Below are 23,657 nucleotides of genomic sequence, written 5' to 3' on the forward strand. Positions count from 1 at the left end.
NNCCCGCCGGTCTTCGCGGTTTCCACGCCCCAGGCCTTTCACGATCTGCTGCTGGCCTCCGGCAGCAAGGATCCCGAGGCGATGAAGGCGTTTGCCCGCGCAAATCCCGAGTTTGCCGCGTTCGCGAGCTGGGCCAAGACGGCGCCCTGGACCGGCAGCTATGCGGAGGAGCCGTATAACGGCCTCAACAGCTTCATCTTCACCAATGCGAGCGGCGCCGAGCACGCCGTGCGATGGTCGCTGCTGCCGTCGGCCGAGCCGGTTCCGATCTCGAAAGCCGAGCTTGACGAGCGCGGTCCGGATTTTCTCGAGCAAGAGATCACGGAGCGGGTTCGGACAGCCGGCTCGCAGCGTTGGACCATGCTCATCACCGTGGCCGATCCGGGCGATCCGACGGCCGATCCAAGCAAGGCGTGGCCGCAGGGCCGCCGCACGGTTCAGGTCGGAACGCTGGTCGTGCAACGGATCGAACCTGAGCGGGATGGCCCTTGCCGTGACATCAACTTCGATCCGACCGTCCTGCCGCCGGGCATCCGGGTATCGGACGACCCGTTCCCCGCCGCGCGTTCATCGGTCTACCGCAAGTCCTATGATCTGCGCACGGCGGAAGCCGAAGACTATCCACGAAACGAGGTCGTCAAGCCATGACCAACGAGCCCCATCGCTTCGCCTTGCTCCAGCGGCTGCTGCACTGGTTGATGGCGGTCGGTATCTTCACCATGCTCTTCATCGGCGTGGGCATGGTGTCGACCGTCACGCCGAAATACCTGCCGCTGATCCTCATCCATAAGACGCTTGGCGTTGCTCTCCTGGTCCTCGTCCTGATCCGTCTGGCGCTGCGGCTGTATTACGGCGCCCCGCCATTGCCGGCCGATCTGCCGAGAGCGACGAAGTTCGGCGCGGCACTGTCGCATCAGGCGCTCTACGCGCTCATGATCATCATGCCGTTGCTCGGCCTTGGAATGCTGTGGGCGGCGGCCTATCCGGTCGTCCTGTATGGCGGGATACAAATTCCCGCACTGCTGCCGCTGAGCGACGGCCTGCACACGCTGCTCTGGAACGCTCACTTCTATCTGGCATTTGCGTTTTTCGCGCTGGTGCTGCTGCACCTCGCAGCAGGGATGTTCCATGCGTTGGTCCGGCGCGATGGGATCTTCGAGAAGATGGCCCTGCTACCGCTGCAGGAGACGACGCCCGCGGAATGAGAGCGCTGCGCGCGCCGGTTGGCGATCGCGCGTGCAATCTGGAAATGACCTTTCGGCTCCGAAAGACCATACGTCCGGCACGCCGCTAGAGTTTCCAAACCACCAACAAGGATACCGACAATGACCAGAGCAGAACTCCAAAGTCCGACAGATCTGGGACCGAATGCGAACCGCGACGTTCCCGCCGCGCTGCGCGCGTTGCTGGCGGACGTTTTCGCACTGTACCTGAAGACCAAGAATTTCCACTGGCATGTGTCGGGCAGCCACTTTCGCGACTATCACCTCATGCTGGACGAGCAGGCCGAGCAGATATTCGCGATGACCGACGACATCGCCGAGCGCGCGCGAAAGATCGGCGGGACGACGCTTCGCTCGATCGGTCATATCGCGCGCGAGCAACGTATTCTCGACAACGATGCGGAATATGTCGAGCCGCAGGACATGCTGGCGGAGCTGCGCGGCGACAATCAGCAACTGACGCGGGAAATGCGCCGCGTCCATGAGCTGTGCGACGAATATGGTGACGTCGCGACCGCGAGCCTCCTGGAAAACTGGATCGATGAGGCGGAGCGGCGCATTTGGTTCCTCTACGAGGCTGGCCGGACAGGCCCGAACCCCTGAATGCGAGGTGTGTCGTCCGGCAGGGAGACGAGTGAAGGATGAGCGGCCCGTCGGACCTGTTGCCGGATGGCGGCATCGTGGCAGAACGGCCTGGTGTTGCGCGAGCTCTCGCACGAGCTCGACGATGAGCTGGCATCCGCGATCAACCTGGTCTCGGTTGCGGCAAACAGCTGCGACAGCGCCGAAGCGAGGGCGAGCCTCGCTTCGGTGCAGGAGCGGTTGCAGAGCCATGCGCAAGTTTGCCGCTCACTCCAGATGCCGGAATACACCACGACGATCGATCTGGCCGCCTATCTCCACCATTTGTGCCGGTCGATCAGCCGTTCGAGGCTCGAGCGTGAGGGCATTGTGCTGTCGTTGCTGCTCCATCCGGTGAGGATGAGCTCCGAACGATGCCGGCTTCTCGGTATGATCATCTTTGAATTGACCACAAACGCTGCGCGGAACGCTTTCCACGAGGGAGTGGGCGCCATTCATCTCGAAGTGTGGCCAACGGCCACGTCGATCGTGTGTTGCATCGCGGATAGCGGATCATCCGACAGCACGTATCCGGAAAGGAACGGCTCCATCGTCGAGGCGCTTGCCGCCAGTTTGAATGGAACGATCGACTTCGGCGGCGGAACGAACGGGACGCGTACTGTCGTGAATATCCCGCGTGAGGCGTAAGCGGACTTCAACAGATGGCATCGACGCCGAGGCAGCCCGCAAGCGCGCCGATGACGCGCGGCAAACGGGCTGCCCGTCGTACTCAAGCAATTCTCGGTCGCACCCGGCGCGGCATCGTGCAGATGGGCAATATCGATCGCTTACGCGAAAGATGACTGGAGCCGGGTTTCCTAGGCTGGCCCCATTCGCGGCCCGAAGAACCGGTCGTGCGAAATGAGGGTCAAGCCATGACGGACACGTCGAACACGAAGGCGTCGCTCGGACGCGCCATCCACGCCATCACCGGGAAATGGGGCTGGTTCGTTGCGCTGGGAGTAGGCGAACTCATCCTCGGCGGCATCGCATCCACAAATCTGATGGCAGCCACTCTGGCTTCCGTACTGGTCATCGGGGCCACCATGGCGGCCGCCGGCCTCTTTCAGATCGTGCATGCCTTTTCGGTGCGTGGCCTGCGCGGCTTTCTGTTTTGGCTGCTCGCGGGTATCGTCTATGCGGCTGCCGGCGTCATCATTCTCTATGACCCGCTGCTGGCCTCGTTCACGTTGTCCCTCGTGGTCTGCGCCTTCCTGATTGCTGCCGGTGTGATGCGGACATGGGCGGGCTTCCACATGAGGCCTGCCACGGGCTGGCCCTGGATCGTGGCCGCCGGCGTTTTGACGTTCTGCGTCGGCATCCTGCTGGTCGCCACCTGGCCCGCGATCGGCCTGTGGCTGCTCGGCGCGATGCTGGTGGTCGACTTGATCTTCCAGGGGTGGGGGCTGATCGCATTCGGACTGGCACTCAGGATGCGTGCCACCAGGCATTCGGGCCAGCCGGCGACGGTGTGAGCCATGATGACGGGAACGACATTTGCGCCGCATCAGGAGATCGCCTGGCGGGACGGCCGCGCCGTCGCGACGTCGCGACTGGTCGCGGAGGAGACGGCCATTGCGCTCAGCTACAACGGATCGACCCACGCCGTGATGATGGCGACGCCCGACAACCTCGAGGATTTCGGCATTGGCTTCACCCTGACAGAGGGCATCGTGGAGCATGCGAGCGAGATCAGAAGCATCGAGGTGATCCCGAGCGAGATCGGCCTGGAAGTGCGGATGTGGCTCGATGGCGACCGCGCCGCGTCGCTGGCGGCACGGCGCCGGGCCATGAGCGGCCCGGTTGGGTGCGGGCTGTGCGGCATCGAAAGTCTCGAACAGGCTCGCCGGGCGCCGTCGCGCGTGACTGAGGGGGGTATTGCGTTTCACGCCCGCGACATGCTGGCTGCCATGCAGGCGCTGGCTCCGCTCCAGATCCTGAACCAGCAGACGCGATCGGTGCATGCGGCGGCATTTTGGCATCCTCGCACCGGCATCGGTCCTGTCAGGGAAGACGTCGGCCGGCACAACGCGCTCGACAAGCTCGCTGGGGCGATCGTGCGCTATCGGAAATCGGCCTCCGCAGGCGCCGTGCTGCTGACGAGCCGCGTCTCGGTCGAGATGGTGCAAAAAGCGGCGATGATCGGGGTGCCGGTCGTGATCGCGGTGTCGGCGCCCACCACGCTCGCGATCCGAACCGCGGATGAGGCGGGAATCACACTGCTCGCGATCGCGCGCGACGATGGATATGGCGTCTTCACGCACCCGCATCGCATCCTCCTGCCTGAGAACGTCGCACCCGGCGCGGACTGCTGATCTGGTGAGCTCACACAAATGGCGATGGAAGCCACGTCTCCGGAGCCGGAATCCGAAGCGCTGGTCGGCAGCTACGGTCCCGAGCAGTCGCTTCTCGTCGCGTCTTTTCTGAGCCTGTCGGGCGGCTTCCTCGACGCCTATACCTGGCTTTCGCTGGGCGGTGTGTTCGCGAGCTCGCAGACCGGCAATGTGGTTTTCTTCGGAATGTATGCCGCGTCGGGACAATGGCACCAGGCTGCTCACCACGCACTCCCGATACTCGCCTTTCTCGCAGGCGCATTGCTGGCGACCCGGCTCCGGGCGCCGCTGCTTTGTCTTGCGGGGGAGATCGTCTGCCTGGGCGTGATGATGGTGATGCTCGTGCTGCACTGCGTCGCCGAGCCGGTTGCCATCGTCGGGATTGCTTTCGGCGCCGCGCTGCAGTCTGCGAGCTTCCGGCACGTCGAGCGCTGGAAATATCTTTCGGTCACTGTTACCGGAAATATGCTGCGCGCAATCGACCAGTTCGCTGCGATGCCGCGCAGCGAAGCGACGCGTGGCGGCCCGGCAATGCTCACGCTCTGCCTGATGTTCCTGCTGGGGGCCGCGGCCGGAGGCTGGGTCACGATGCGGTTTGAGGCGGTGAGTCTCGTGCTGCCGATCGCATCGTCGACCTATGTGCTCGGGCTCTGCCGCCGCCGGTGCCGCAGGAACTGAGCCATCCGGCCTTCACCATCGCCCTGTGGGGCGCCACCATTCCATTCGACAAAACGACGTTCGTTCGCGGAAGCGTGTGCCAAGCGCGGCGCGTAAGTTCGCCAGCGGCGCAGAGCGCGTCTCCCGCATCAACTGCCAAGAGAGGCAAGCATGAACGACCTCCGCACAGAAACGGACAGTTTGGGCGAAGTTAGTGTTTCTGCCGACAAGCTCTGGGGAGCGCAGACCCAACGTTCGCTCGAGCATTTCAGCATCGGAAAGGATCTGATGCCGCGCGAGATGATCACGTCCTACGCGATCCTGAAGAAGGCGGCCGCAAATGCCAACTGCGTAGGCGGCCGTCTCGACGGCAAGCTTCACAAGCTGATCGTTCACGTCTGCGACGAGATTCTTGCAGGACAGCATCATGACATGTTCCCGCTGCATGTCTGGATGACCGGCAGCGGCACGCAGTTCAACATGAACGTGAACGAGGTGATCTCGAACCGGTGCTGCCAGCTTGCCGGCACTCCGCTCGGCAGCAAGCACCCGGTCCATCCGAATGATCACGTCAACATGTCGCAGTCGTCGAACGACAGCTTTCCCTCCGCGATGTACATCGCAGCCGCCGTAAACGTGACGCAGCGCCTCATTCCAGCGGTCAAGGCGCTGCACGATGCGATCGCGGCGAAAGCAGGTGAGTGGGACGGCATCGTCAAGATCGGCCGCACCCACATGCAGGATGCCACCCCGCTGACATTGGGGCAGGAGTGGTCGGGATACGCCGGCATGCTCAAGGACGGTTTGGCACGGATCGATCACGCGCTCGAAGGCGTATTCCGGCTAGCGCTCGGCGGTACAGCCGTCGGCACAGGCATAAACGCAGCCCCGGGCTTTGCCGAGGCCGTCGCGGCTGAAATCGCGCGGCTCACGAAACTGCCATTCGTCAGCGCACCGAACAAGTTCGCCGTACAGGGCGCGCATGACGCACTGGTGCAGCTGTCGGGTACGCTGCGCACGCTCGCAGGCTCGCTGTACAAGATCGGGAACGATGTCCGCTTGATGTCCTGCGGCCCGCGCGCGGGATTTGCTGAGCTGCTCATTCCGGAGAACGAGCCCGGCTCGTCGATCATGCCGGGCAAGGTCAACCCGACGCAAGCCGAAGCGTTGACGATGATTGCGGTGCAAGTGATGGCGAACGACGTCGCCGTCGGGTTCGGCGGCGCCGGCGGTTATCTGGAGATGAATGTCTACAAGCCGCTGATCATCCATAACATCGCGCAATCGATCACCATTCTCACGGACGGCTGCACGAATTTCCGGAAATTCCTGGTCGAGGGCACGAGACCGAACCTCAGGAAGATCAAGGAGTATGTGGAGAGGTCGCTGATGCTTGTCACCGCACTGGCGCCGGTGATCGGCTACGACAAGGCGTCAAAGATCGCGCACTACGCCATGGACAACGATCTCACGCTGAAATCGGCGGCGCTGAAGCTCGGTTTCGTGACCGAGCCGGAGTTCGACCGCGTCGTCGATCCTGCGAAGATGGTCAAACCCTATGTCGCCGAAGTAGAGGCGCCTCGCGCAATCGGCACACCGGCAAGCTGACACGTGGATGCGATGCGTCCGCGCGCGAGCAGTACAGCAAGAGCGGCAGGAGAGAATTCATGATCCGTTGTGTGCGGTTATGGACCGGAGAGGACAATAACTCTCATTTCGAGGAAGGGGTCATCGAGCTGGAGCCCGGCGCGCGGGGCGACGCGCTCAGCAACAAGGCCGATGTCGTCACCATCTCCTTTCAGGAGACGGCATCCGGCGGCGCCTTCTCCTGGCACACAGCGCCGGTCCGCCAGCTGGTGATTACGCTAAGTGGAACGCTCGATTTCCAGACGCGTGATGGCGAGCACTTCCTGCTTCACCCCGGCAACATCCTGCTTGCGGAAGATACCGCGGGCTCTGGGCACAGCTGGACGCTGACCGACGATTCGTCATGGCGCCGCGCCTACGCGGTGTTGCGACCGGGCGCGCCCGTGCCGTTCCGCGCAAAGGAGCGGCAGCAGCCCCAGGCCTGATCGAACAATCACAGGGACATCGAACGAGGAGAATTCCCATGCAAGGCACTTCCGATCGCGAACTCGACGTCGCACTCATTGGCGCAGGTATCATGAGCGCCACGCTCGGCGTCCTTCTCAAGGAGCTGGAGCCGTCGCTCGCGATCCAGATGTTTGAGGTTCTGGAGGATTGCGCCCTCGAAAGCTCGGACGCCTGGAACAATGCCGGTACCGGGCACGCTGCAAATTGCGAGATGAACTACACGCCGGAACGGGCTGATGGCAGCATCGACATCTCCAAGGCGCTCCAGGTCAATGTTGAATTCGATCTGTCCCGGCAGTTCTGGTCCTATCTGGTCGGGAAGGGAGCGATCGCCGATCCGCGGTCCTTCATTCATCCGGTGCCGCACATGAGCTTCGTACACGGCGCCGACAACGTTGCCTTCCTCCGGAAGCGATTCAAGGCGATGACTGCCCATCATTGCTATGAGGGTATGGAATACAGCGAGGATCCGAAGAAGATCGCAGAATGGGTGCCGCTGGTAATGGAGGACCGGACCGGCGACGATCCCGTAGCCGCGACGCGCATCATCACCGGCACCGACGTCGACTACGGTTCGCTAACTCATCTTCTGGTTCGTCATCTGGTCAGCCAGTCCGGCTGCGCCGTTCACTACAAGAGCTGCGTCACCGATTTTGTCCGCGAGCAGGATGGCCGCTGGCGGATCGAGGTGCGCGACACCAGCAGCGGCGAGACGCGCTCGGTCCGTGCGAAGTTCATCTTCATCGGCGCCGGCGGCGGTGCGCTGCCGCTGCTGCAGAAATCCGGCATTCCTGAAGGGCGCGGTTACGCGGGCTTTCCGGTCAGCGGGATCTGGCTGCGGTGCGACGATCCAGAGATCAACAAGCGTCACCATGCCAAGGTCTACGGCAAGGCCGCGGTCGGCTCACCGCCGATGTCGGTGCCGCATCTCGATACGCGCGTGATCGGAGGTCAGCACTCGCTGCTGTTCGGCCCCTATGCGGGCTTCTCGAGCAAGTTTCTCAAGCACGGCTCGCTGCTCGACCTGTTCGAGTCCATTCGCCCCGCCAACGTCGAGCCGCTGCTTTCGGTGGCACGCGACAATTTCGATCTCACCGAATATCTGATAGGTCAGGTGCTGCAGTCCGAAGGTCACCGCCTGGCGACGCTCGACGAGTATTTCCCGAACGCAGATCCGAAGGACTGGCGGTTGCAAGTCGCGGGCCAGCGCGTTCAGATCATCAAGCCGGACGTCAAGCGTGGCGGACTGCTCGAGTTCGGCACCGAGCTCATTGGTGCCGATGATCGGTCCCTGGTCGCGCTTCTCGGTGCCTCGCCGGGAGCTTCCACCGCGGCGTTCATCGCAATCAACGTCCTGGAGAAGTGCTTCGCCGGTGAGCTGACGGCAAGCGCCTGGCTGCCGAAGCTGAAGCAGATCATCCCGTCCTACGGCGTGTCGCTGATCGATGACGCGGATCTGTGTCGCCAGATTCGTGCAGCGACCGCCGAGGTTCTCAAGGTCGACAAGATCCCCGCTGCAGGGGTGTCGTTGGCTGCGAAGCGGGCCTGAGCGGACAGGAGAGCTTCCGATGGATCCCACGGCCCTTCTCCTGTCGCGGATACAATTCGCCTTCACCATTTCCTTCCACATCATTTTTCCGGCGTTCACCATCGGCCTTGCCGCCTGGCTCACAGTGCTCGAGGCGCTGCGCCTGTACAGCGGCAAGCCCGTCTACCGGACCCTGTTCGAGTTCTGGCTCAAGATATTCGGCGTCGCCTTCGGCATGGGCGTCGTATCGGGAGTGGTGATGGCGTTCCAGTTCGGAACAAACTGGAGCGTTCTGTCGAAGATGTCAGGGCCGATCCAGGGGCCGCTTCTGTCGTACGAGACATTCACCGCGTTTATGCTGGAGGCCAGCTTCTTCGGCATTCTCGTCTTTGGGCGGAGCCGAGTGCCACCCTGGTTCTATCTGTTCTCCACCGCCATGGTGGCGCTCGGAACGACGCTTTCGGCGTTCTGGATCATGGTGAACAACAGCTGGATGCAGGTACCGACCGGATACGTCTTGCAGAATGGCCAGTTCGTACCCGACGACTGGATGGCGATCATCTTCAACCGGGTGGTCTGGGTCAGGTTTCCGCACATGCTGCTCGCCTCGTATCTGACCGGCGCATTCTGCGTAGCGGCAACCGGCGCGTGGTATCTTCTGAGGGGCACCTATCACGCCGAGGCGCATGTGATGCTGCGCATGGGCCTTGCACTTGCGGCCGTCCTGCTACCGGTCCAGCTGTTCATCGGTCATCTCGTCGGTGACTACGTCCACAATTATCAACCGGCCAAGTTCGCCGCGATCGAGGCCCGCTGGCATGACGAGCAGCCGGCCTCGGAGGTGCTGATCGCGATTCCGGATCCCGGCACCGAATCGAACAAATACGACATATCGATTCCGGTCCTCGGGAGCATCATCGGTAGCATGAGTCTGACCTCGAAGGAGGTGGGTCTGACCAGCTTCGTGCCGCAGGACCGGCCGCCGGTTGTGATCCCGTTCTTCGCCTTCCGCGTCATGGTCGGCTGCGGTTTCGTGATGCTGGGGCTGGCCTGGCTCGGGACCTATCTCGGCCGCAAGCACCGTCTGGAGCGGAGCCGTCTGCTGCTTTGGGGTATCTTCCTCAGCTTTCCGCTGCCGTGGGTCGCGATCCTCACGGGCTGGTACACCGCGGAAGTAGGGCGCCAGCCATGGACGGTCTACGGCGTGTTGCGGACCGCCGATGCGGTGACGCCGTTCCTGACCGCGTCTGCCGCGACGGCTTCGCTGATCCTGTTTGTTGCGGTCTATGCCTTCATCTTCTCGTTCGGGACCCATTACATCTACCGGCTGCTGCGTGCCGGTCCGGCGGGGCTCGGCGGTAAGCCCCTGCACATCCCCGCGCCCAATCGGCCGATGTCGCTCGCCGATCGGCCGCCGCTCGCGGGCCGCAACTATGCGCCGGCAGGAGAATGACGATGGTGACGTTCTGGGTTGCTCTACTGGCAATCAGCATCCTGATCTACCTCCTGCTCGACGGCTTCGATCTCGGCGTCGGAATATTGTTCCTGCTGCCGAACAGCGAGCCGCGGCGGCAGGCCATGCTGGGTGCGATCGCGCCGTTCTGGGATGGCAACGAGACCTGGCTTGTCGTGACGGGTGTGATCCTGTGGGGGGCGTTCCCGCTCGTGTATGCGACCGTGCTCTCGGCCTTCTACCTTCCGGTGATCTTCATGCTGCTGGGCTTGATCCTGCGCGGGGTCGCTTTCGAGTTCCGGACCAAGTCGCAGCGCTCGCGCTGGATCTGGGATCTCAGCTTCGGCGTCGGCTCCCTGGTCGCAAGCTTCATGCAGGGCGTGATGGTTGGCGCGCTCGTACAGGGACTGCCCGTCGCGGATGGCCACTATGCCGGCGGGGTGTTCGGTTGGTTGAGCGTGTTCTCGGCCTTGTGCGGTGTCGGCCTATGTCTCGGCTATTCGCTGCTTGGGGCGTGCTGGCTGGTGAGAAAGCGCGGTCGCGCTGTTCGCGACCTGGCGCGGAGCCAGATCCCCGTGCTGGCGACCGGAGTTCTGCTGTTCCTGATCATCGTCTTCAGCCACGCGTTGTTGCATCACCTGCCGATTTTGCAGCGCTGGATCGAGCGGCCTTATCTGTTCGTTTTTCCAGCGATCGGCGCGGGGGCCGCCTGCATGCTCGCCTCGAGCATCCTGCGGCATGACGACTATTGGCCGTTCCACATGGTCTCGCTGATCTTCGTATCGGCATTTGGGACGCTGGCGCTCTCGTTCTGGCCTTACATGGTGCCATTCGCTATCACCATCGATGAGGCTGCCGCGCCTCATGCCAGCCTGGCCTTCATGTTCTGGGGCGAAGGCCTCTTCATCTTTCCCCTGATGCTGATCTACGTCGCGACCGGTTTCCGCGTCTTCAAGGGCAAGTTTACGTCCGAGTCGGCGCACTACTGACAGCAAAAGGAAAGGCGCCGGTTTCGGCGCCTTTGTCGTTCAGGACTTCGGCATGACGCCTGGACTGGTGTCCGGCCACTGCGCGATCAGCTTCTCATCGATATTGAGGTGCTGGGCGACCAGCCCGGGCGGGGTGTGTGCCAACCAGTTGGAGAGCGATACCTCCTCGTAACGCGGCGCGCGGAATACGCCGACGAACTGTACATCGGTATCGCCGACGTTCTCGACGTAGTGTCCGAGATTGCGCGGAACATAGCCGATGTCGCCCGCGGAAAAATCCGTCGTCCGCGCGTTGGGACCGGTATCGAACACCGTCATCCGCGCCTTGCCCTTGATGTAGTACTGCCACTCATCCGCGTTCGGATGCCAGTGCATCTCCCGGACAGCCCCCGGAGGCATCGTCACCAGCGCTGCCGCGACGGTGGTCGCCACCTTGAAGTTGGTGCTGTCGGCGACGCGGATGCTCCCGGCGGAACTCTCCTTGACCGGAGCGGAACTGCCCAGCGAGTAGACGAACGGGTAGGGCGGTGCCTCGGCATGCTTGGCAACAGCAGCGCGATCCGCGGCGAGATCGCCGGGCACCGTGCCCTGGAAGATCCAGAGATTGTGCAGGGGAATTTTGGCGAAGGTTTCCGCCGGCACCCCGAAGTTCTTGGCCAGCGCCTCCGGAGGTGTGTGGGCAAACCAGTCCGTCACCAGCAGGGTATTGAACTCATTGGCGTGGCCGTCGTCGAAACAGATCACGAACTCGCAGCCGTCGGGACCAAGTCCTTGCAGGGAATGCGGCGCGCCCGACGGGAAGTACCAGAGATCGCCGGCTTTGAGGTCGGCCACATAGGGGCGGCCCTGAACGTCGAGCACCGTGATGCGGCAGCTGCCGTAGGTCATGATCGCCCATTCGGCCGCCTGGTGCCAATGCAGCTCGCGGATGCCGCCGGCGGACAGCCGCATATTGACCCCGGAGATCTCCTTCGAGATCGCGAAATCCTCGACCGTGACCTGGCGGGCCCAGCCGCCATTCTGGATGCGCCTGGGCGCGTTGTTGAACGAGGCCCAGTTCATCGGCAGACCGCCGACGTCCGTCGCCGGCGGCGTTTGCGCCGATGGAAACTGCTTCGCGAGGGCCGGATTTTGCGGTCCGGGATCGCTCAGGCTTCCGGGGCTCTTGGCATTCATGGCGCCCTGCGGCGGCTCGTCCGGATTGCCGAAGGTTGCGGCTTGCGCGCTGGAGCTGACCATGGCGGCGCCTGCCGCCGACACAGCCAGCAAATCACGTCGTGAAATCATGTTGGTCGCTCCTGAAATGCATCTCGAGCCTTCATCGCGTCGAGGCTCCGGGGTTCAAACCTAGTTTCGCCCTGCCGGCGTAGCTTCCGCGAACGATGATCCTTTTTCCGGAATGCACTGCCGGTTTTGGTGAGGGGCGGCGATCGCGCCTGGGGGCAAACCTGTGCAATTGAGAAATTCGAAATCCGATTTGAAAAGACGGTTTGGCCGCAACGCTCCTTAACTGGCACGAGGATTGTCACGTCGAGAGATATCTCAGATGACCAGGAAATCGGTACGTCCCTATCGTGAGCCCGCCGGCGGCTGGGGCGCTCTCAAGGCGCTCAGCGAGGCCCTTCTTGTGCAGCGGGTGCCGGTGAAGGGCGCGGCAACCTTGAGCCGCATGAACCAACCGCAGGGATTCGATTGTCCCGGCTGCGCCTGGCCCGATCCGAAGCACACCTCGTCGTTCGAGTTCTGCGAGAATGGCGGCAAGGCGATCGCCTGGGAAGCGACGTCGAAACGCTGTACGCCCGAGTTCTTCGCCGAGCATACCGTCACGGAGCTGGCAGGCTGGAGCGACTACGATCTCGAAATGGTCGGGCGGCTCACGCATCCGATGGCCTATGACAAGGCCTCCGACCGCTATCTTCCGGTGGAGTGGAGCGATGCGTTCGACATGATCGGCCGCCAGCTCAGGGCGCTGCCGGATCCGAACATGGCGGAGTTCTATACGTCCGGGCGGACGTCGAACGAAGCCGCCTTTCTCTACCAGCTCTTCGTGCGCGAATACGGCACCAACAATTTTCCCGACTGCTCGAACATGTGCCACGAGGCGACCAGCGTCGGCCTGCCGCAATCGATCGGCGTCGGCAAAGGCACCGTGCTGCTGGAGGATTTCGACAAGGCCGACTGCATCTTCATCTTCGGCCAGAATCCCGGCACCAATAGCCCGCGGATGATGACGAGCCTGCGCAATGCGGCGCGCCGCGGCGCCTCGATCATCTCGTTCAATCCATTCCGCGAGCGCGCGCTGGAACGCTTCCAGGCACCCCAGAGTCCTGTCGAGATGATTACGCTGAGCTCGACGACGATCAGCTCAAAACTCTTCCAGGTGCGGATCGGCGGCGACGTCGCGGTGCTGAAGGGGATCATGAAGATCCTGGTGGAAGCGGACGAGGCCGCGCGTGCCGCCGATCAGCCGGAGATCCTCGACTGGGATTTCATCCGCGGGCATACCGTCGGCATCGAAGCGCTGATCGACGATCTCAAGCGCACGCAATGGCCCGCGATCGAACGTCAGTCCGGCCTGACGCGCGAGGACATGGAATATGCGGCCAATGCCTACATGAAGTCGGAGCGTGCCATCCTCGTCTATGGCATGGGCATCACGCAGCACCAGCGCGGCGCGCATAACGTGCAGCAGATCGCCAATCTGGCCCTGCTGCGGGGCAATGTGGGACGTGAAGGCGCTGGCGTTTGCCCGGTTCGCGGTCATTCCAACGTGCAGGGCGACCGTACCGTCGGCATCACGGAAGTCCCCAAAGCGGACTTCCTCGAACGCCTGGAACACCGTTTCGGGTTCAAGCCGCCATCTGCGCCGGGACATAACGTCGTGACCGCATTGGAGGCGATGATCGGTGGCGAAGTGAAGGTCTTCTTCGCGATGGGCGGCAATTTCGCCGCGGCCATTCCTGACTGGCAGGCGACACAGGCCGCGCTGCGTGAGCTCGACCTGACCGTCCACGTCTCCACCAAGCTCAACCGCAGCCATCTCATCCATGGCCGTGCCGCCCTGATCCTGCCGTGCCTCGGCCGCACCGAAATCGACGTACAGGCGTCGGGGCCGCAGTCGATCACGGTGGAGGACTCGATGTCCATGGTCCACGCCTCTGGTGGCCGCAACAAGCCGGCGTCGGAGCGTCTCCTCAGCGAGGTGGCGATCATCGCCGGCATGGCCAAGGCGACGCTCGGCGACAACACGGTGGTCGACTGGGACGGCTTCGTTGCCGATTACGATCGCATCCGCGATGCGATCGAGGCGGTCTTCCCCATCTTCCAGGGCTACAACGCGCGCATCCGCGTGCCCGGCGGCTTCCATCTCACCTCGACGGCACGGGAGCGGATCTGGGCGACACCTTCCGGCAAGGCCAATTTCCTCGTGTTCGAGGGCTGCGGGGAGGACCCGCCGCAGTGCGATCCGAACTTCCTGTGGCTCAGCACCATACGCAGCCACGATCAGTACAACACCACGCTCTATTCGATGTCGGACCGCTATCGCGGCGTCTTCGGGCAGCGCGACGTGGTGTTCCTCAACGAATACGAGATGAGGAAGCGCGGCCTTGCCGAGGGCGACCGTGTGGATCTGATCACGGAATCGACCGATGGCGTCGAGCGGATCGTGCGCAACTTCCGCGTGGTCGGCTATTCGTTCCCGACCGGCTGCTGCGCGGCCTACTATCCGGAGACCAATCCGCTGGTGCCGCTCTATGCCCGCGATCCCATGAGCTTCACGCCGTCGTTCAAGGGCATTCCGATCCGCCTGGTGCGCTCGAGCGCCTCCGAGACCTCGATCGAGCATTAATCTGGCTGGTTGGCTTCGATCCGCGCCGTCTCAGCTGGATCAAGTCGAATGCGCGGAGTCGGAGATCGGCAGCGTAAACCAGAAACGCGCGCCGCCATCTGCGCCCTTGCCGTCGGCATGAATCCGGCCGCCATGCGCTTCGACAATGGACCGGCAAATCGGCAGTCCCATGCCCATGCCGCTTTCCTTGGTCGTGAAGAAACTCTCGAAGAGCCGACCGACATGTTCGGCATCGATGCCCGGGCCGTTGTCCTCCACGGAGCAGCATAGCGTGCCCGCATCGAGGCTGACGGTGCAGATGACAATCCTCCGATTTTCGCTGCCCGCCTGGGTCATCGCCTGCATGGCGTTGATCGCCAGATTGACGATCACTTGCTGGAGCTGGGTACGGTCACCGAGCAGCCGCGGGACTGCCGGATCAGGATGATGCTCGATCGTGACGGCGCGGGATTCCATCTCATGCCGAAGGAAGAGCAGGGCCTCCCGAATGACGTCGTCGAGCGACTGCAGGATCTGCTCCGGCGCCTTCCGAGTGGCCATCCCGCGGACGCGCGCCACGATGATTGCGGCACGCCTGGCATCCGTAGCCATGTTTTCGATCACGTCGCGCACCTCGGCCATGTCGGGATTTGGCCTGTTCAGCCAGCGTAGCCCGGCCGCGGCATTGGTCGAGATGGCGGCCAGCGGCTGGTTGACCTCGTGGGCGATCGAGGCGGTGAGCTCGCCAAGCATCGAGACTCGCGCCGCATGCGCGAACTCGGCCTGCACCTGTTGCAGCCTTTCCTGGGCGCGAACGCGTTGCGAAATGTCGATGGTGCCGACGAGGCTTATTTCGAGATCGTTGATCGGCCCGACGCGTGCTGTCGTGAACAGGACATCGACGATGCGCCCGTCCCACGTGACCATCTTGGTCTCTTCCTCGAAATTCGTCTCGCCACGAAAGCGGGACTCCATTGCGCGCCGGAACGTATCCGGCCGCGCGCTCCATGAGTGGGTGACGGAGCGTCCGACATAGTCGTTGCCCCCGTCTACTCCAAACATCTGAATCGCCCGTTCGTTGGCCTCCCGGAAGGTGAGGGCCTCCATGCAAGTCTCCAGGAAGCCGGGATGACTGTCGAAATAACTGCCGAGATCCTTGACGCCTTCGGCGCGCAATCGTCTGAATATCGCTACCAACCTGCTGGCATCGAGCTCCCGGAGCGCGATCGGCATGCGGCTGAACAGATGGCGGTAGCGCTGTTCGCTCCGTTCCAGTTCTGCGTTCGCCGTCTTCTGGGCGGTGATGTCCATGACCGCGCCGATGAACCGGAATCGTCCCTGATCGTCCGTCGTTCCGCGGGCGACCACGCGAACGTGCCGGACCGATCCATCCGTCAGAACCAGCCGGTGTTCGCAGGAAATGTCGCGCTTGTGCTGCGCCGCGCGATCGATCGCGTCACGTACGGCACTGACATCGTCGGGATGCGTGCGTTGGAATATGATGTCGAGCGACGGCTGCGTTGTCGACGCAAGATCGTATATCCTGAAAGTCTCGTCAGACCAGAAGAGCTCGCCGCTCGAAACGTCCCAACCGAAACTTCCGGTATGGCTGAGCGTCTGAGCTTCCTCGAGATAGACCTGACTTCGCCACAATGCCTGTTCGGCGCGCCTGCGCGCGGTGATCAGGCTGACGATCGCCAGCGACGTAATCGGAAAGGCGACCAAAGTGACCATATCCTGGAGACCATTCACTGCGAACGAGTAGGCTGGCTCAATGAACAGGAAGGCGAGCCAGGCCATCGCCACGGCAGAGAAGATCACGGATGATGCGATGCTGGCGCGAAGCGATAGCACGACAATGGTGATCAGGAGCGCGAAGGCCGCGGTGGCAAAGTTCAGGCCGAGCAGGAAGCAAGCGAACGACAACAGCGTGAGCGCAGCGCTCCCCCATGCGCAATGCATGACATGAGAGAGGACGCGATCCTTTCGATCTTCGCTTCGGATCGGTAGCAGGCGACGCCACCATCGCCCGGCCTGCGCAGGGCAACAGCCATCGAGGTGCTTGGTGTCCGACCTCTGACAGTCGGTCGTCATCGAGTGCACCACGAGCGATCAGGCGCGCTGGCACTTTTCCGTTGTATCATGGCCAGAACGCTGCTTGGTGTGCGAGAATCCGACTAACCGTTTTCATGCCGTAGGCGAATCCGGACTGCGCCGGCGGATCGGACAGGTTCGAAAAATGCTCGCCGAGCATGACACCACTTTCCGAGTCCAGGTGCTCGGAGCATTACGCACGAAGTGCTCGCGATTTACCGTACTGCGGAAAGAGAGTCTTTTGCTTTTCGCGCGCCTTTTGCCAAAACGCACGCCGCCGTGGCCGGAGAACAGATTGTCGCGGCTTCGATCCTAAGCCCGCCTGCGGTCTCAGGCCAATGGCGTGAGAGCCGGAAAGTCGGACCGGTTCGGCCAGCCAACCAAAAATCTGAAAAACAACCCCATGCAAAGTAGCGCGGGGCAGCTGGCACGATGCATTGCGCTCAGCCAAACCGTTTGACACGTCGGGCAAAACAGCGGCAACCTGTCATCATCGGGTGATGTCACGGCAGTCGGCAGACTCCGGGTGAAGAATGGGCGTCCTTCGCCGAGACCGTCGTCCCCTCAGGGCGCTGGGAATGCATCGCTGCCGCAGGCCGCGTTACGCCGAACCGCTTCTCGAACTCGGCGACATTGACGACGCCGCGGCGGTGGGTGCCGTCGCCGATCTTGCGGGTGCCGTCCCAGGCCTCGACCGCGAATACGACGCTCTTTGCCTCGATCTCGACGATTCGCGCGACCGCGCGCACGGTGCGACCGACCGGCGTCGCCGCGAGATGGCGGACGTTCACCATCATTCCGACGCTGACAAATCCCGCCGGCAGGGAGGGCTGGATTGCCAATCCGGAGGCCATTTCCATGTGCAGGATCATCATCGGTGTGCCGTAGACAGCGGGCATGCCCGGCACCACATGGCCGACCGTCATCTCGGGCGTGACGGTCAGAAGCTTCTCCGCCGTCATGCCGACGCTCACCCTGTCAAGCGGACTCATGACTTAACCTCGTCTCCGGCGCGTCCGTTGATGGGCCGGATGGTCCGGCCGTCCGCGGCTTGGTGAACCACGCGCCGAGCCTGTCGAGATAGAGATAGACCACGGGCGTCGTGTAGAGCGTCAGGATTTGCGAGAGCATCAGGCCGCCGACGATGGTGTAGCCGAGCGGCTGGCGCAGTTCCGAACCGGTGCCGGTGCCGAGCATCAGGGGCACGCCGCCGAGCAGCGCGGCCATCGTCGTCATCAGGATCGGACGGAAGCGCAGCGTGCAGGCCTGGTAGATGGCCTCTTGCGGGCTGAGCCCATGATGGCGCTGTACTTCGAGGGCGAAGTCGACCAGCATGATGCCGTTCTTCTTGACGATGCCGATCAATAGAATGATCCCGATGATGGCGATGACGCTGAGATCGACGTGAACGGCGAGCAGCAGGAGCAGCGCGCCGATGCCGGCGGACGGCAATGTCGACAGGATCGTGATCGGGTGGATCAGGCTCTCATAGAGGACGCCGAGAATGATGTAGATCACGATCAAGGCCGCGCCGATCAGCAGCGGCGTGCCTGACAAGGAGGACTGGAAGGCCTGCGCATTGCCCTGGAACGACGTCGCGAGCGAGGCGGGCTTGCCGGTGTCCTTCTCGATCTTCTGGATCGCCGTCACCGCGTCACCGAGCGCGACGCCCGGCCGCAGGTTGAACGAGATGGTGACGGAGGGGAACATGCTCTGATGGTTGATGAGAATTGGCGCGGGCTTGATGACGCTGTGGACCAGCGTGCTCAGGGGTACCTGCTGCCCAGCGGCCGAGTTCAGGTAGATCTCCTTGAGCGCTTCGGGCCCGTACTGGAAGCGCGGGTCGACTTCCATCACGACATGGTATTGGTTCAGCGAGGTGAACATGGTCGAGACGATGCGCTGGCCGAAGGCATCGTCGAGGGTGTTGTCGATCGTCGAAGGCAGAATGCCGAAGCTGGAGGCGACCTCACGGTCGACCGTGACATCCAGCCGCGGGCCCGCATTGGCCTGGTCGCTTGCGACGTCGGTGATGATGTCGAGCGCGCGGAGCTTGTCGAGGAAGACGGCCGACCAATGCGTCAGCTCGTTGGAATCTGCGTCCGTCAGGGTGTACTGATATTGCGTCTTCGACAGCCGCGCGCCGATCGTGATGTCCTGGGCCGCCTGCATGTAGAGTGTGATTCCCTGGATGTGGGCGAGCTGGGGCTTCAGCCGTTCGATGATCTGATCGGCGCTGGCCTTGCGTTCCGGCTTCGGCTTCAGGACGATGAAGATGCGCCCCTGGTTAAGCGTGGCGGTCGGGCCACCCGGGCCGATATAGCTCGCCACCGACTGGATGGCCGGATCCTTCAAGAGGATGCCGACGATCGCCTGCTGGCGCTCGGACATTGCGGGGAAGGAGATGTCCTGCGCGGCCTCGGTGATGCCGACGATCTGCCCGGTGTCCTGTTGCGGGAAGAAGCCCTTCGGGATGATTACGTAGAGGTAGCCGGTCAGCGCGATGGTCGAGAGCATCACCAGCAGCGTTGCGAAACGGTGGCGTAGCACGACGCGCAGGCCGCGCGCGTAGAGCGCGAGCAAGGCATCGAAGCCACGCTCGAACATGAGATAGAGCCTGCCGTGCTTCTTGCGCGAGTCGTCCTTCAGGAGGCGCGCACACATCATCGGGGTCAAAGTGAGCGAGATGATCAGCGAAAGCAGGAGCGATGCGGTGATCGTGATGGCGAATTCCTGGAACAGCTTTCCGACGTAGCCGCCCATCAGGAAGAGGGGGATGAACACCGCGATCAGCGACAGCGTGATCGACACGATGGTGAAGCCGATCTCGCTGGAGCCCTTGAGCGCCGCCTGCATCGGCGTCATGCCCTGCTCGAGATGGCGCACGATGTTCTCGATCACGACCACGGCATCGTCGACCACGAAACCGACCGCGATCGACAGTGCCATCAGCGAGAGATTGTCCAGGCTGTAGCCGAGCACATAGAGAACCGCGAACGTTCCGATCAGCGACAGGGGAACCGTCACCGCCGGAATGATGGTGGCCCAGAAGTTCCGCAGGAACAGGAATATGACCATCACCACCAGTGCGACCGTCAGCAGCAGGGTGAACTGGACGTCGGAGACGGCAGCGCGAATGGTGGCGGTGCGGTCCGCGGCGATCGTCACCTTGATCGCAGGAGGAACGGAGGCCTGCAGCGTCGGCAGCAGCCTCTTGATGCGATCGACCGTCTCGATGACGTTGGCGCCGGGGACGCGCTGGATGGCAAGAACGATGGCGGGCTGCTTGCCGTACCAGCCGGCCAGAAGGTCGTTTTCGGGAGCTTCGATCGCCGTGCCGATATCCCGGATCCGCACCGGCGAGCCGTTGCGATAGGCGATGATCAGATCTTCATACGCCGACGGCTTGAGGAGCTGATCGTTGGTGTTCAGCGTGTAGGTGACGCGCGGACTGTTCAGCGTGCCCTTCGGCAGATCGACATTGGCGCCGGCGATCACGCTGCGGACGTCCTCGAGCCCGATCCCCCGGGCGGCAAGCGCCTGCGGATTCACACGGACGCGGATCGCGGGCTTCTGCTGGCCGCCGATTCCGACGAGACCTACGCCGGGGATCTGCGAGATCTTGGGCAGCAGGATGTTTTCCGCGTAGGCGTCGACCGTGGTCAGCGGCAGCGAATCGGACGTCAGCGCGAGCAGCATGATCGGCGTTTCCGCGGGATTCACCTTCCGGATCGTCGGCGGGTAGGGGATGTTCGGCGGCAGGAAGGGGCTGGCGGCGTTGATCGCGGCCAGCACGTCGACCGCGGCGCTGTCCACGGTGCGCGACAGCTCGAACTGCACGGTGAGCGCTGCCACGCCGAGCGCACTGGACGAGGTGAGCTGTGTGACGCCGGGAATCTGGCTGAGCTGCTGCTCCAGCGGCGTGGCGAGCGATGATGCGATGGTTTCCGGATCGGCGCCGGGCAGTTGGGCCGAGATCTGGATCGTCGGGTAATTGACGTTCGGCAGCGCGCCGACTGGCAACAGGGGATAGGCCGCAAGGCCGCACAACAATAGGCCCGCCATCAGGAGAGCAGTTGCAATCGGCCGCAGGACGAACGGGGCGGAGAGATTCATGGGATGGCGTCCTGCACGGCGCTCTGCAGGTCGGCCTCGCGCGCGGCCTTGCCGTGCAGCTCCCGAACGCGACTTCCTTCGGTGAGGCGATACTGGCCGTCGACGACCACGACGTCACCCGCTCTCAGGCCCTGGTCGATCAGGGCCTGGCCATCGCTGATTTGCGCGACGTGGACGGGTCGCAGCTTCGCCGTCTGGTCGGGAGCCACGACATAGACGTAATTGCCGTTCGGGCCCTGCTGTACCGCCGAGCCAGCGACCGTCAGGGCATCCTTCCGCGTCTCCAGCAGCAGGCGCGCGTTCACGAGTTGCCCCGGCCACAGCCGATGACCATGGTTTGGAAATTCCGCCTTGAGCTGCACCGTGCCCGTCGTGCCCGCGATCTCGTTGTTGACCAGCAGGAGCCTGCCCTCGTCGAGCTTCATCTTGTCGTCCTGGCTGTAGGCGATGACGTTCAGCGGTCCCTTGGCGGCCTGTTGCTGGATCGCGGGCAAATCCGTCTGCGGAAGGGTGAAGAGCAGGGAGATTGGTTCGATCTGGGTGACGATGACGAGACCGTTCGGATCGGTCGGATGGATCACGTTGCCGACGTCGATCTGGCGGACACCGGTGATGCCGGGAACGGCCGAAGTCAGGCGGGTGTAGCTGAGCTGGACGTTGGCCTCGTCGATCTGTGCCTGGTCCGCCTTCACGGCCGCCCGTAGCTGCGCCACCTGAGCCGTCTGCGTCTCGATCAGCTGCGGGGTCGCATATCCCTTGTCGCCCAGCCGATTGTAGCGGGAGAGATTGGCCTCGGCGTTCGTGAGCTGAGCCTGATCGCGGTCGCGATTGGCCGTCAGCTGCTCGATCTGCGCCTGGTAGGGACGCGGATCGATCTGGGCCAGGAGATCGCCGGCCTTGACGGCCTGTCCCTCGGTAAAGGCGATCTTTACGATCTGCCCCTGGATCTGGCTACGAACGACATCGGTGTTGTAGGCGATCACCGTGCCGATGCCGCGGAGATAGATCGGGACATCTTTGCCGGTGACAGTGGCCGCGACCACGGGGACCGCGGCAGGCACGGGAGCGGCCGCTACGGCGGGCTTCCTGTCCATGCCGAAGAACCAGAAGCCTGCTCCTGCCAGCACAGCGGCGGAAGCGACCAGCGCAATTGTGAGGGTTGGTTTCATGGTGATGCTCCTCGATGATGTCAGGGATTGCCGGTGCTGTTCGCAGGAGCAGCCGCGCCCGAAAGATCTGGGCCGGGCACCGGCACGGCAGGGCTCAGTCCGGCGCCGCCGAGCTCGGTGGTGCCGAGCGGAATCCCGACGCGTCCGACCGACGATGACGAGGGCAGGGGCGACGGAGACGTCGTGCCGCCGGTGCAAGAGGGCGATGAGCTTCCGGAAAGTCCGCCTCCGTCGAACAAGGCTCCGGGCGATCCGGCATTGCTCGACGCGGCACAATTCCCCGTGCCTTGCGCGGGGCTGACCGGGGACAGGCCGGGTGTTGTGATTTCGGTCGATCCCAGCGGAATGCCCTCGGGGCGCGTGGATTGCAGGTTGAGCGGTGACGTTGCGCCCATGCCGACCGATGGCTGCATCCCCGGCACTGCCGTTTGAGCGATTGCGGAAGTCGCGGCCAGCCATACGATGGCGGCCGCAAGCGGCGCGCCCGGACGCATCCACGTGAACTGACGCGATCTAGATGTGAGCTTTCAGGAGGTTGTCCATTCGGCCCTGACCGAGGAAGCTGAGGTTGCTGAAGCTTCAGATTCCGAGGGGAGAACCGAATGGACACCCATAAGAATGCGCCTCTGACGCCGAAAGGTCGAGAGGCCATGGTGCGGAGTGTGGTCGAAGGTGGCCTTACGAAGGCCGCAGCCGCGCTCCAGTTCAACGTGACAGCGAAAACGGTTGCCAAATGGGTCAAGCGCTTCCGCGAGGAAGGCGTGGACGGGTTGCGTGATCGCTCCTCACGGCCCCTTTCATCGCCGAGCCAAACCCTGCCTGCCACATGCGCTGCGGTCGAGGTGTTGCGCCGGCAGCGCCACACCGGCCAGCAGATTGCGGCCGAGGTCGGGATCTCTCCGGCGACCGTCAGCCGCATCCTGCAACGGTTGGGATTGAACCGGTTGCGCGACCTGGAGCCAGCCGAGCTGGTGCGGCGCTATGAACGCGAACATCCCGGGGAGTTGATCCACATCGACATCAAAAAGCTCGGCAAGTTCAACCGTGTAGGCCATCGCATCACCGGTGATCGAACTGGCCAGAGCAGCCTGCGTGCCCGCGGTGAAGGACCTGGCTGGGAATACGTCCACGTCTGTATCGACGATGCCTCCCGCATCGCCTTCAGCAAGGTCATGAAGAGCGAGCGAAGGAGCTGTGCCGTGTCTTTCCTCAAGGCAGCGATCGCCTACTACGCCAGCCTGGGCATCAAGGTCGAGCGGGTCATGACCGACAACGGCTCTTGCTACAAATCCTTTGCCTTCCGCAAAGCCTGCAGACGTCTCGGCCTGAAGCACATCCGCACCAGGCCCTACACGCCCAAGACCAACGGCAAGGCTGAACGCTTTATCCAGACCAGCCTGCGCGAGTGGGCCTATGCCCGCGCCTACAACACCTCAAAAGAACGAGCCGACGAGCTGCCGAGGTGGCTTCACCGCTACAATTGGCATCGGCCTCATGGCAGTATCGGTTCCGTGCCACCCATCAGCAGACTCGCTCTAAACAGGAACAACC

At 63.1% G+C, this 23,657-nt stretch carries 18 protein-coding genes and 2 pseudogenes; 14 read left to right on the forward strand and 6 right to left on the reverse strand.

What is annotated here, in order from left to right:
- Positions 1–2: 2 nt before the first annotated feature.
- The 12 genes and pseudogenes from AYJ54_RS52330 to cydB form a co-directional block, all read left to right on the forward strand.
- Positions 3–648 (forward strand): annotated as a pseudogene (locus tag AYJ54_RS52330) (catalase); the annotation flags it as partial.
- Positions 645–1,205 carry a cytochrome b gene (locus tag AYJ54_RS15220; RefSeq protein ID WP_063699693.1) on the forward strand — a complete coding sequence of 187 codons (561 nt, stop codon included), beginning with the start codon at positions 645–647 and terminating at the stop codon, positions 1,203–1,205. The pseudogene AYJ54_RS52330 and the gene AYJ54_RS15220, both read left to right, overlap by 4 nt.
- Before the next feature lie 120 nt (positions 1,206–1,325).
- Positions 1,326–1,826, forward strand: a complete 501-nt coding sequence (locus AYJ54_RS15225; protein ID WP_063699694.1) for a Dps family protein — start codon at positions 1,326–1,328, stop codon at positions 1,824–1,826.
- A gap of 66 nt (positions 1,827–1,892) precedes the next feature.
- A complete protein-coding gene (locus AYJ54_RS15230) occupies positions 1,893–2,492 on the forward strand; it encodes a histidine kinase dimerization/phosphoacceptor domain -containing protein (RefSeq protein ID WP_063699695.1) in 600 nt (199 codons plus the stop codon).
- A 227-nt stretch (positions 2,493–2,719) separates the two neighbouring features.
- Positions 2,720–3,319: an HdeD family acid-resistance protein gene (locus tag AYJ54_RS15235; protein WP_063699696.1), complete on the forward strand. Its 600-nt coding sequence runs from the start codon at positions 2,720–2,722 to the stop codon at positions 3,317–3,319.
- A 3-nt stretch (positions 3,320–3,322) separates the two neighbouring features.
- Positions 3,323–4,159 carry a formate dehydrogenase accessory sulfurtransferase FdhD gene (gene fdhD, locus AYJ54_RS15240; protein WP_063699697.1) on the forward strand — a complete coding sequence of 279 codons (837 nt, stop codon included), beginning with the start codon at positions 3,323–3,325 and terminating at the stop codon, positions 4,157–4,159.
- Between the two features lie 18 nt (positions 4,160–4,177).
- Positions 4,178–4,855 carry a YoaK family protein gene (locus AYJ54_RS15245; RefSeq protein WP_063699698.1) on the forward strand — a complete coding sequence of 226 codons (678 nt, stop codon included), beginning with the start codon at positions 4,178–4,180 and terminating at the stop codon, positions 4,853–4,855.
- Between the two features lie 150 nt (positions 4,856–5,005).
- Positions 5,006–6,442 carry a class II fumarate hydratase gene (gene fumC, locus AYJ54_RS15250; protein ID WP_063699699.1) on the forward strand — a complete coding sequence of 479 codons (1,437 nt, stop codon included), beginning with the start codon at positions 5,006–5,008 and terminating at the stop codon, positions 6,440–6,442.
- Between the two features lie 59 nt (positions 6,443–6,501).
- Complete coding sequence (locus tag AYJ54_RS15255) at positions 6,502–6,906, forward strand: cupin domain-containing protein (protein WP_063699700.1); 405 nt, start codon at positions 6,502–6,504, stop codon at positions 6,904–6,906.
- A gap of 38 nt (positions 6,907–6,944) precedes the next feature.
- The gene (mqo, locus tag AYJ54_RS15260) at positions 6,945–8,477 is read left to right on the forward strand and encodes a malate dehydrogenase (quinone) (protein WP_063699701.1); all 1,533 of its coding nucleotides are present in this window, start codon (positions 6,945–6,947) and stop codon (positions 8,475–8,477) included.
- Positions 8,478–8,496: 19 nt separating this feature from the next.
- Entirely contained in the window at positions 8,497–9,909 is a 1,413-nt protein-coding gene (locus AYJ54_RS15265; RefSeq protein WP_063699702.1) for a cytochrome ubiquinol oxidase subunit I, read from the forward strand.
- 2 nt (positions 9,910–9,911) lie between these two features.
- Positions 9,912–10,898: a cytochrome d ubiquinol oxidase subunit II gene (gene cydB / locus AYJ54_RS15270; RefSeq protein ID WP_063699703.1), complete on the forward strand. Its 987-nt coding sequence runs from the start codon at positions 9,912–9,914 to the stop codon at positions 10,896–10,898.
- A 39-nt stretch (positions 10,899–10,937) separates the two neighbouring features.
- Here cydB and AYJ54_RS15275 read toward each other — a convergent pair whose 3' ends face one another.
- A complete protein-coding gene (locus AYJ54_RS15275; RefSeq protein ID WP_063699704.1) occupies positions 10,938–12,185 on the reverse strand; it encodes an oxalate decarboxylase family bicupin in 1,248 nt (415 codons plus the stop codon).
- Positions 12,186–12,444: 259 nt separating this feature from the next.
- Here AYJ54_RS15275 and AYJ54_RS15280 point away from each other — a divergent pair, with 259 nt between their 5' ends.
- The gene (locus tag AYJ54_RS15280) at positions 12,445–14,748 is read left to right on the forward strand and encodes an FdhF/YdeP family oxidoreductase (protein WP_063699705.1); all 2,304 of its coding nucleotides are present in this window, start codon (positions 12,445–12,447) and stop codon (positions 14,746–14,748) included.
- Positions 14,749–14,787: 39 nt separating this feature from the next.
- On the opposite strand, the gene AYJ54_RS15285 is transcribed toward AYJ54_RS15280, so the two are convergent.
- The 5 genes and pseudogenes from AYJ54_RS15285 to AYJ54_RS50675 all read right to left on the reverse strand — a co-directional run bounded on the left by AYJ54_RS15285 (position 14,788) and on the right by AYJ54_RS50675 (position 22,519).
- Positions 14,788–16,689: an ATP-binding protein gene (locus tag AYJ54_RS15285; RefSeq protein ID WP_063699706.1), complete on the reverse strand. Its 1,902-nt coding sequence runs from the start codon at positions 16,687–16,689 to the stop codon at positions 14,788–14,790.
- Between the two features lie 734 nt (positions 16,690–17,423).
- Positions 17,424–17,813 (reverse strand): annotated as a pseudogene (locus AYJ54_RS15290) (thioesterase family protein); the annotation flags it as partial.
- Positions 17,800–20,937, reverse strand: coding sequence for an efflux RND transporter permease subunit (locus AYJ54_RS15295; RefSeq protein WP_063699707.1), 3,138 nt, complete (start codon positions 20,935–20,937; stop codon positions 17,800–17,802). The gene AYJ54_RS15295 and the pseudogene AYJ54_RS15290, both read right to left, overlap by 14 nt.
- Positions 20,934–22,106, reverse strand: coding sequence for an efflux RND transporter periplasmic adaptor subunit (locus AYJ54_RS15300; RefSeq protein ID WP_063699708.1), 1,173 nt, complete (start codon positions 22,104–22,106; stop codon positions 20,934–20,936). The genes AYJ54_RS15295 and AYJ54_RS15300 overlap by 4 nt, the downstream gene beginning before the upstream one ends.
- A gap of 20 nt (positions 22,107–22,126) precedes the next feature.
- Complete coding sequence (locus AYJ54_RS50675) at positions 22,127–22,519, reverse strand: hypothetical protein (RefSeq protein WP_161491858.1); 393 nt, start codon at positions 22,517–22,519, stop codon at positions 22,127–22,129.
- A gap of 189 nt (positions 22,520–22,708) precedes the next feature.
- Between AYJ54_RS50675 and AYJ54_RS15310 the strand changes: the two genes are divergently transcribed.
- The coding region (locus AYJ54_RS15310) for an IS481 family transposase (protein ID WP_063699746.1) at positions 22,709–23,657 on the forward strand (949 nt) is incomplete at its 3' end.

The organism is Bradyrhizobium centrolobii, assembly GCF_001641635.1.
Lineage (GTDB): Bacteria > Pseudomonadota > Alphaproteobacteria > Rhizobiales > Xanthobacteraceae > Bradyrhizobium > Bradyrhizobium centrolobii.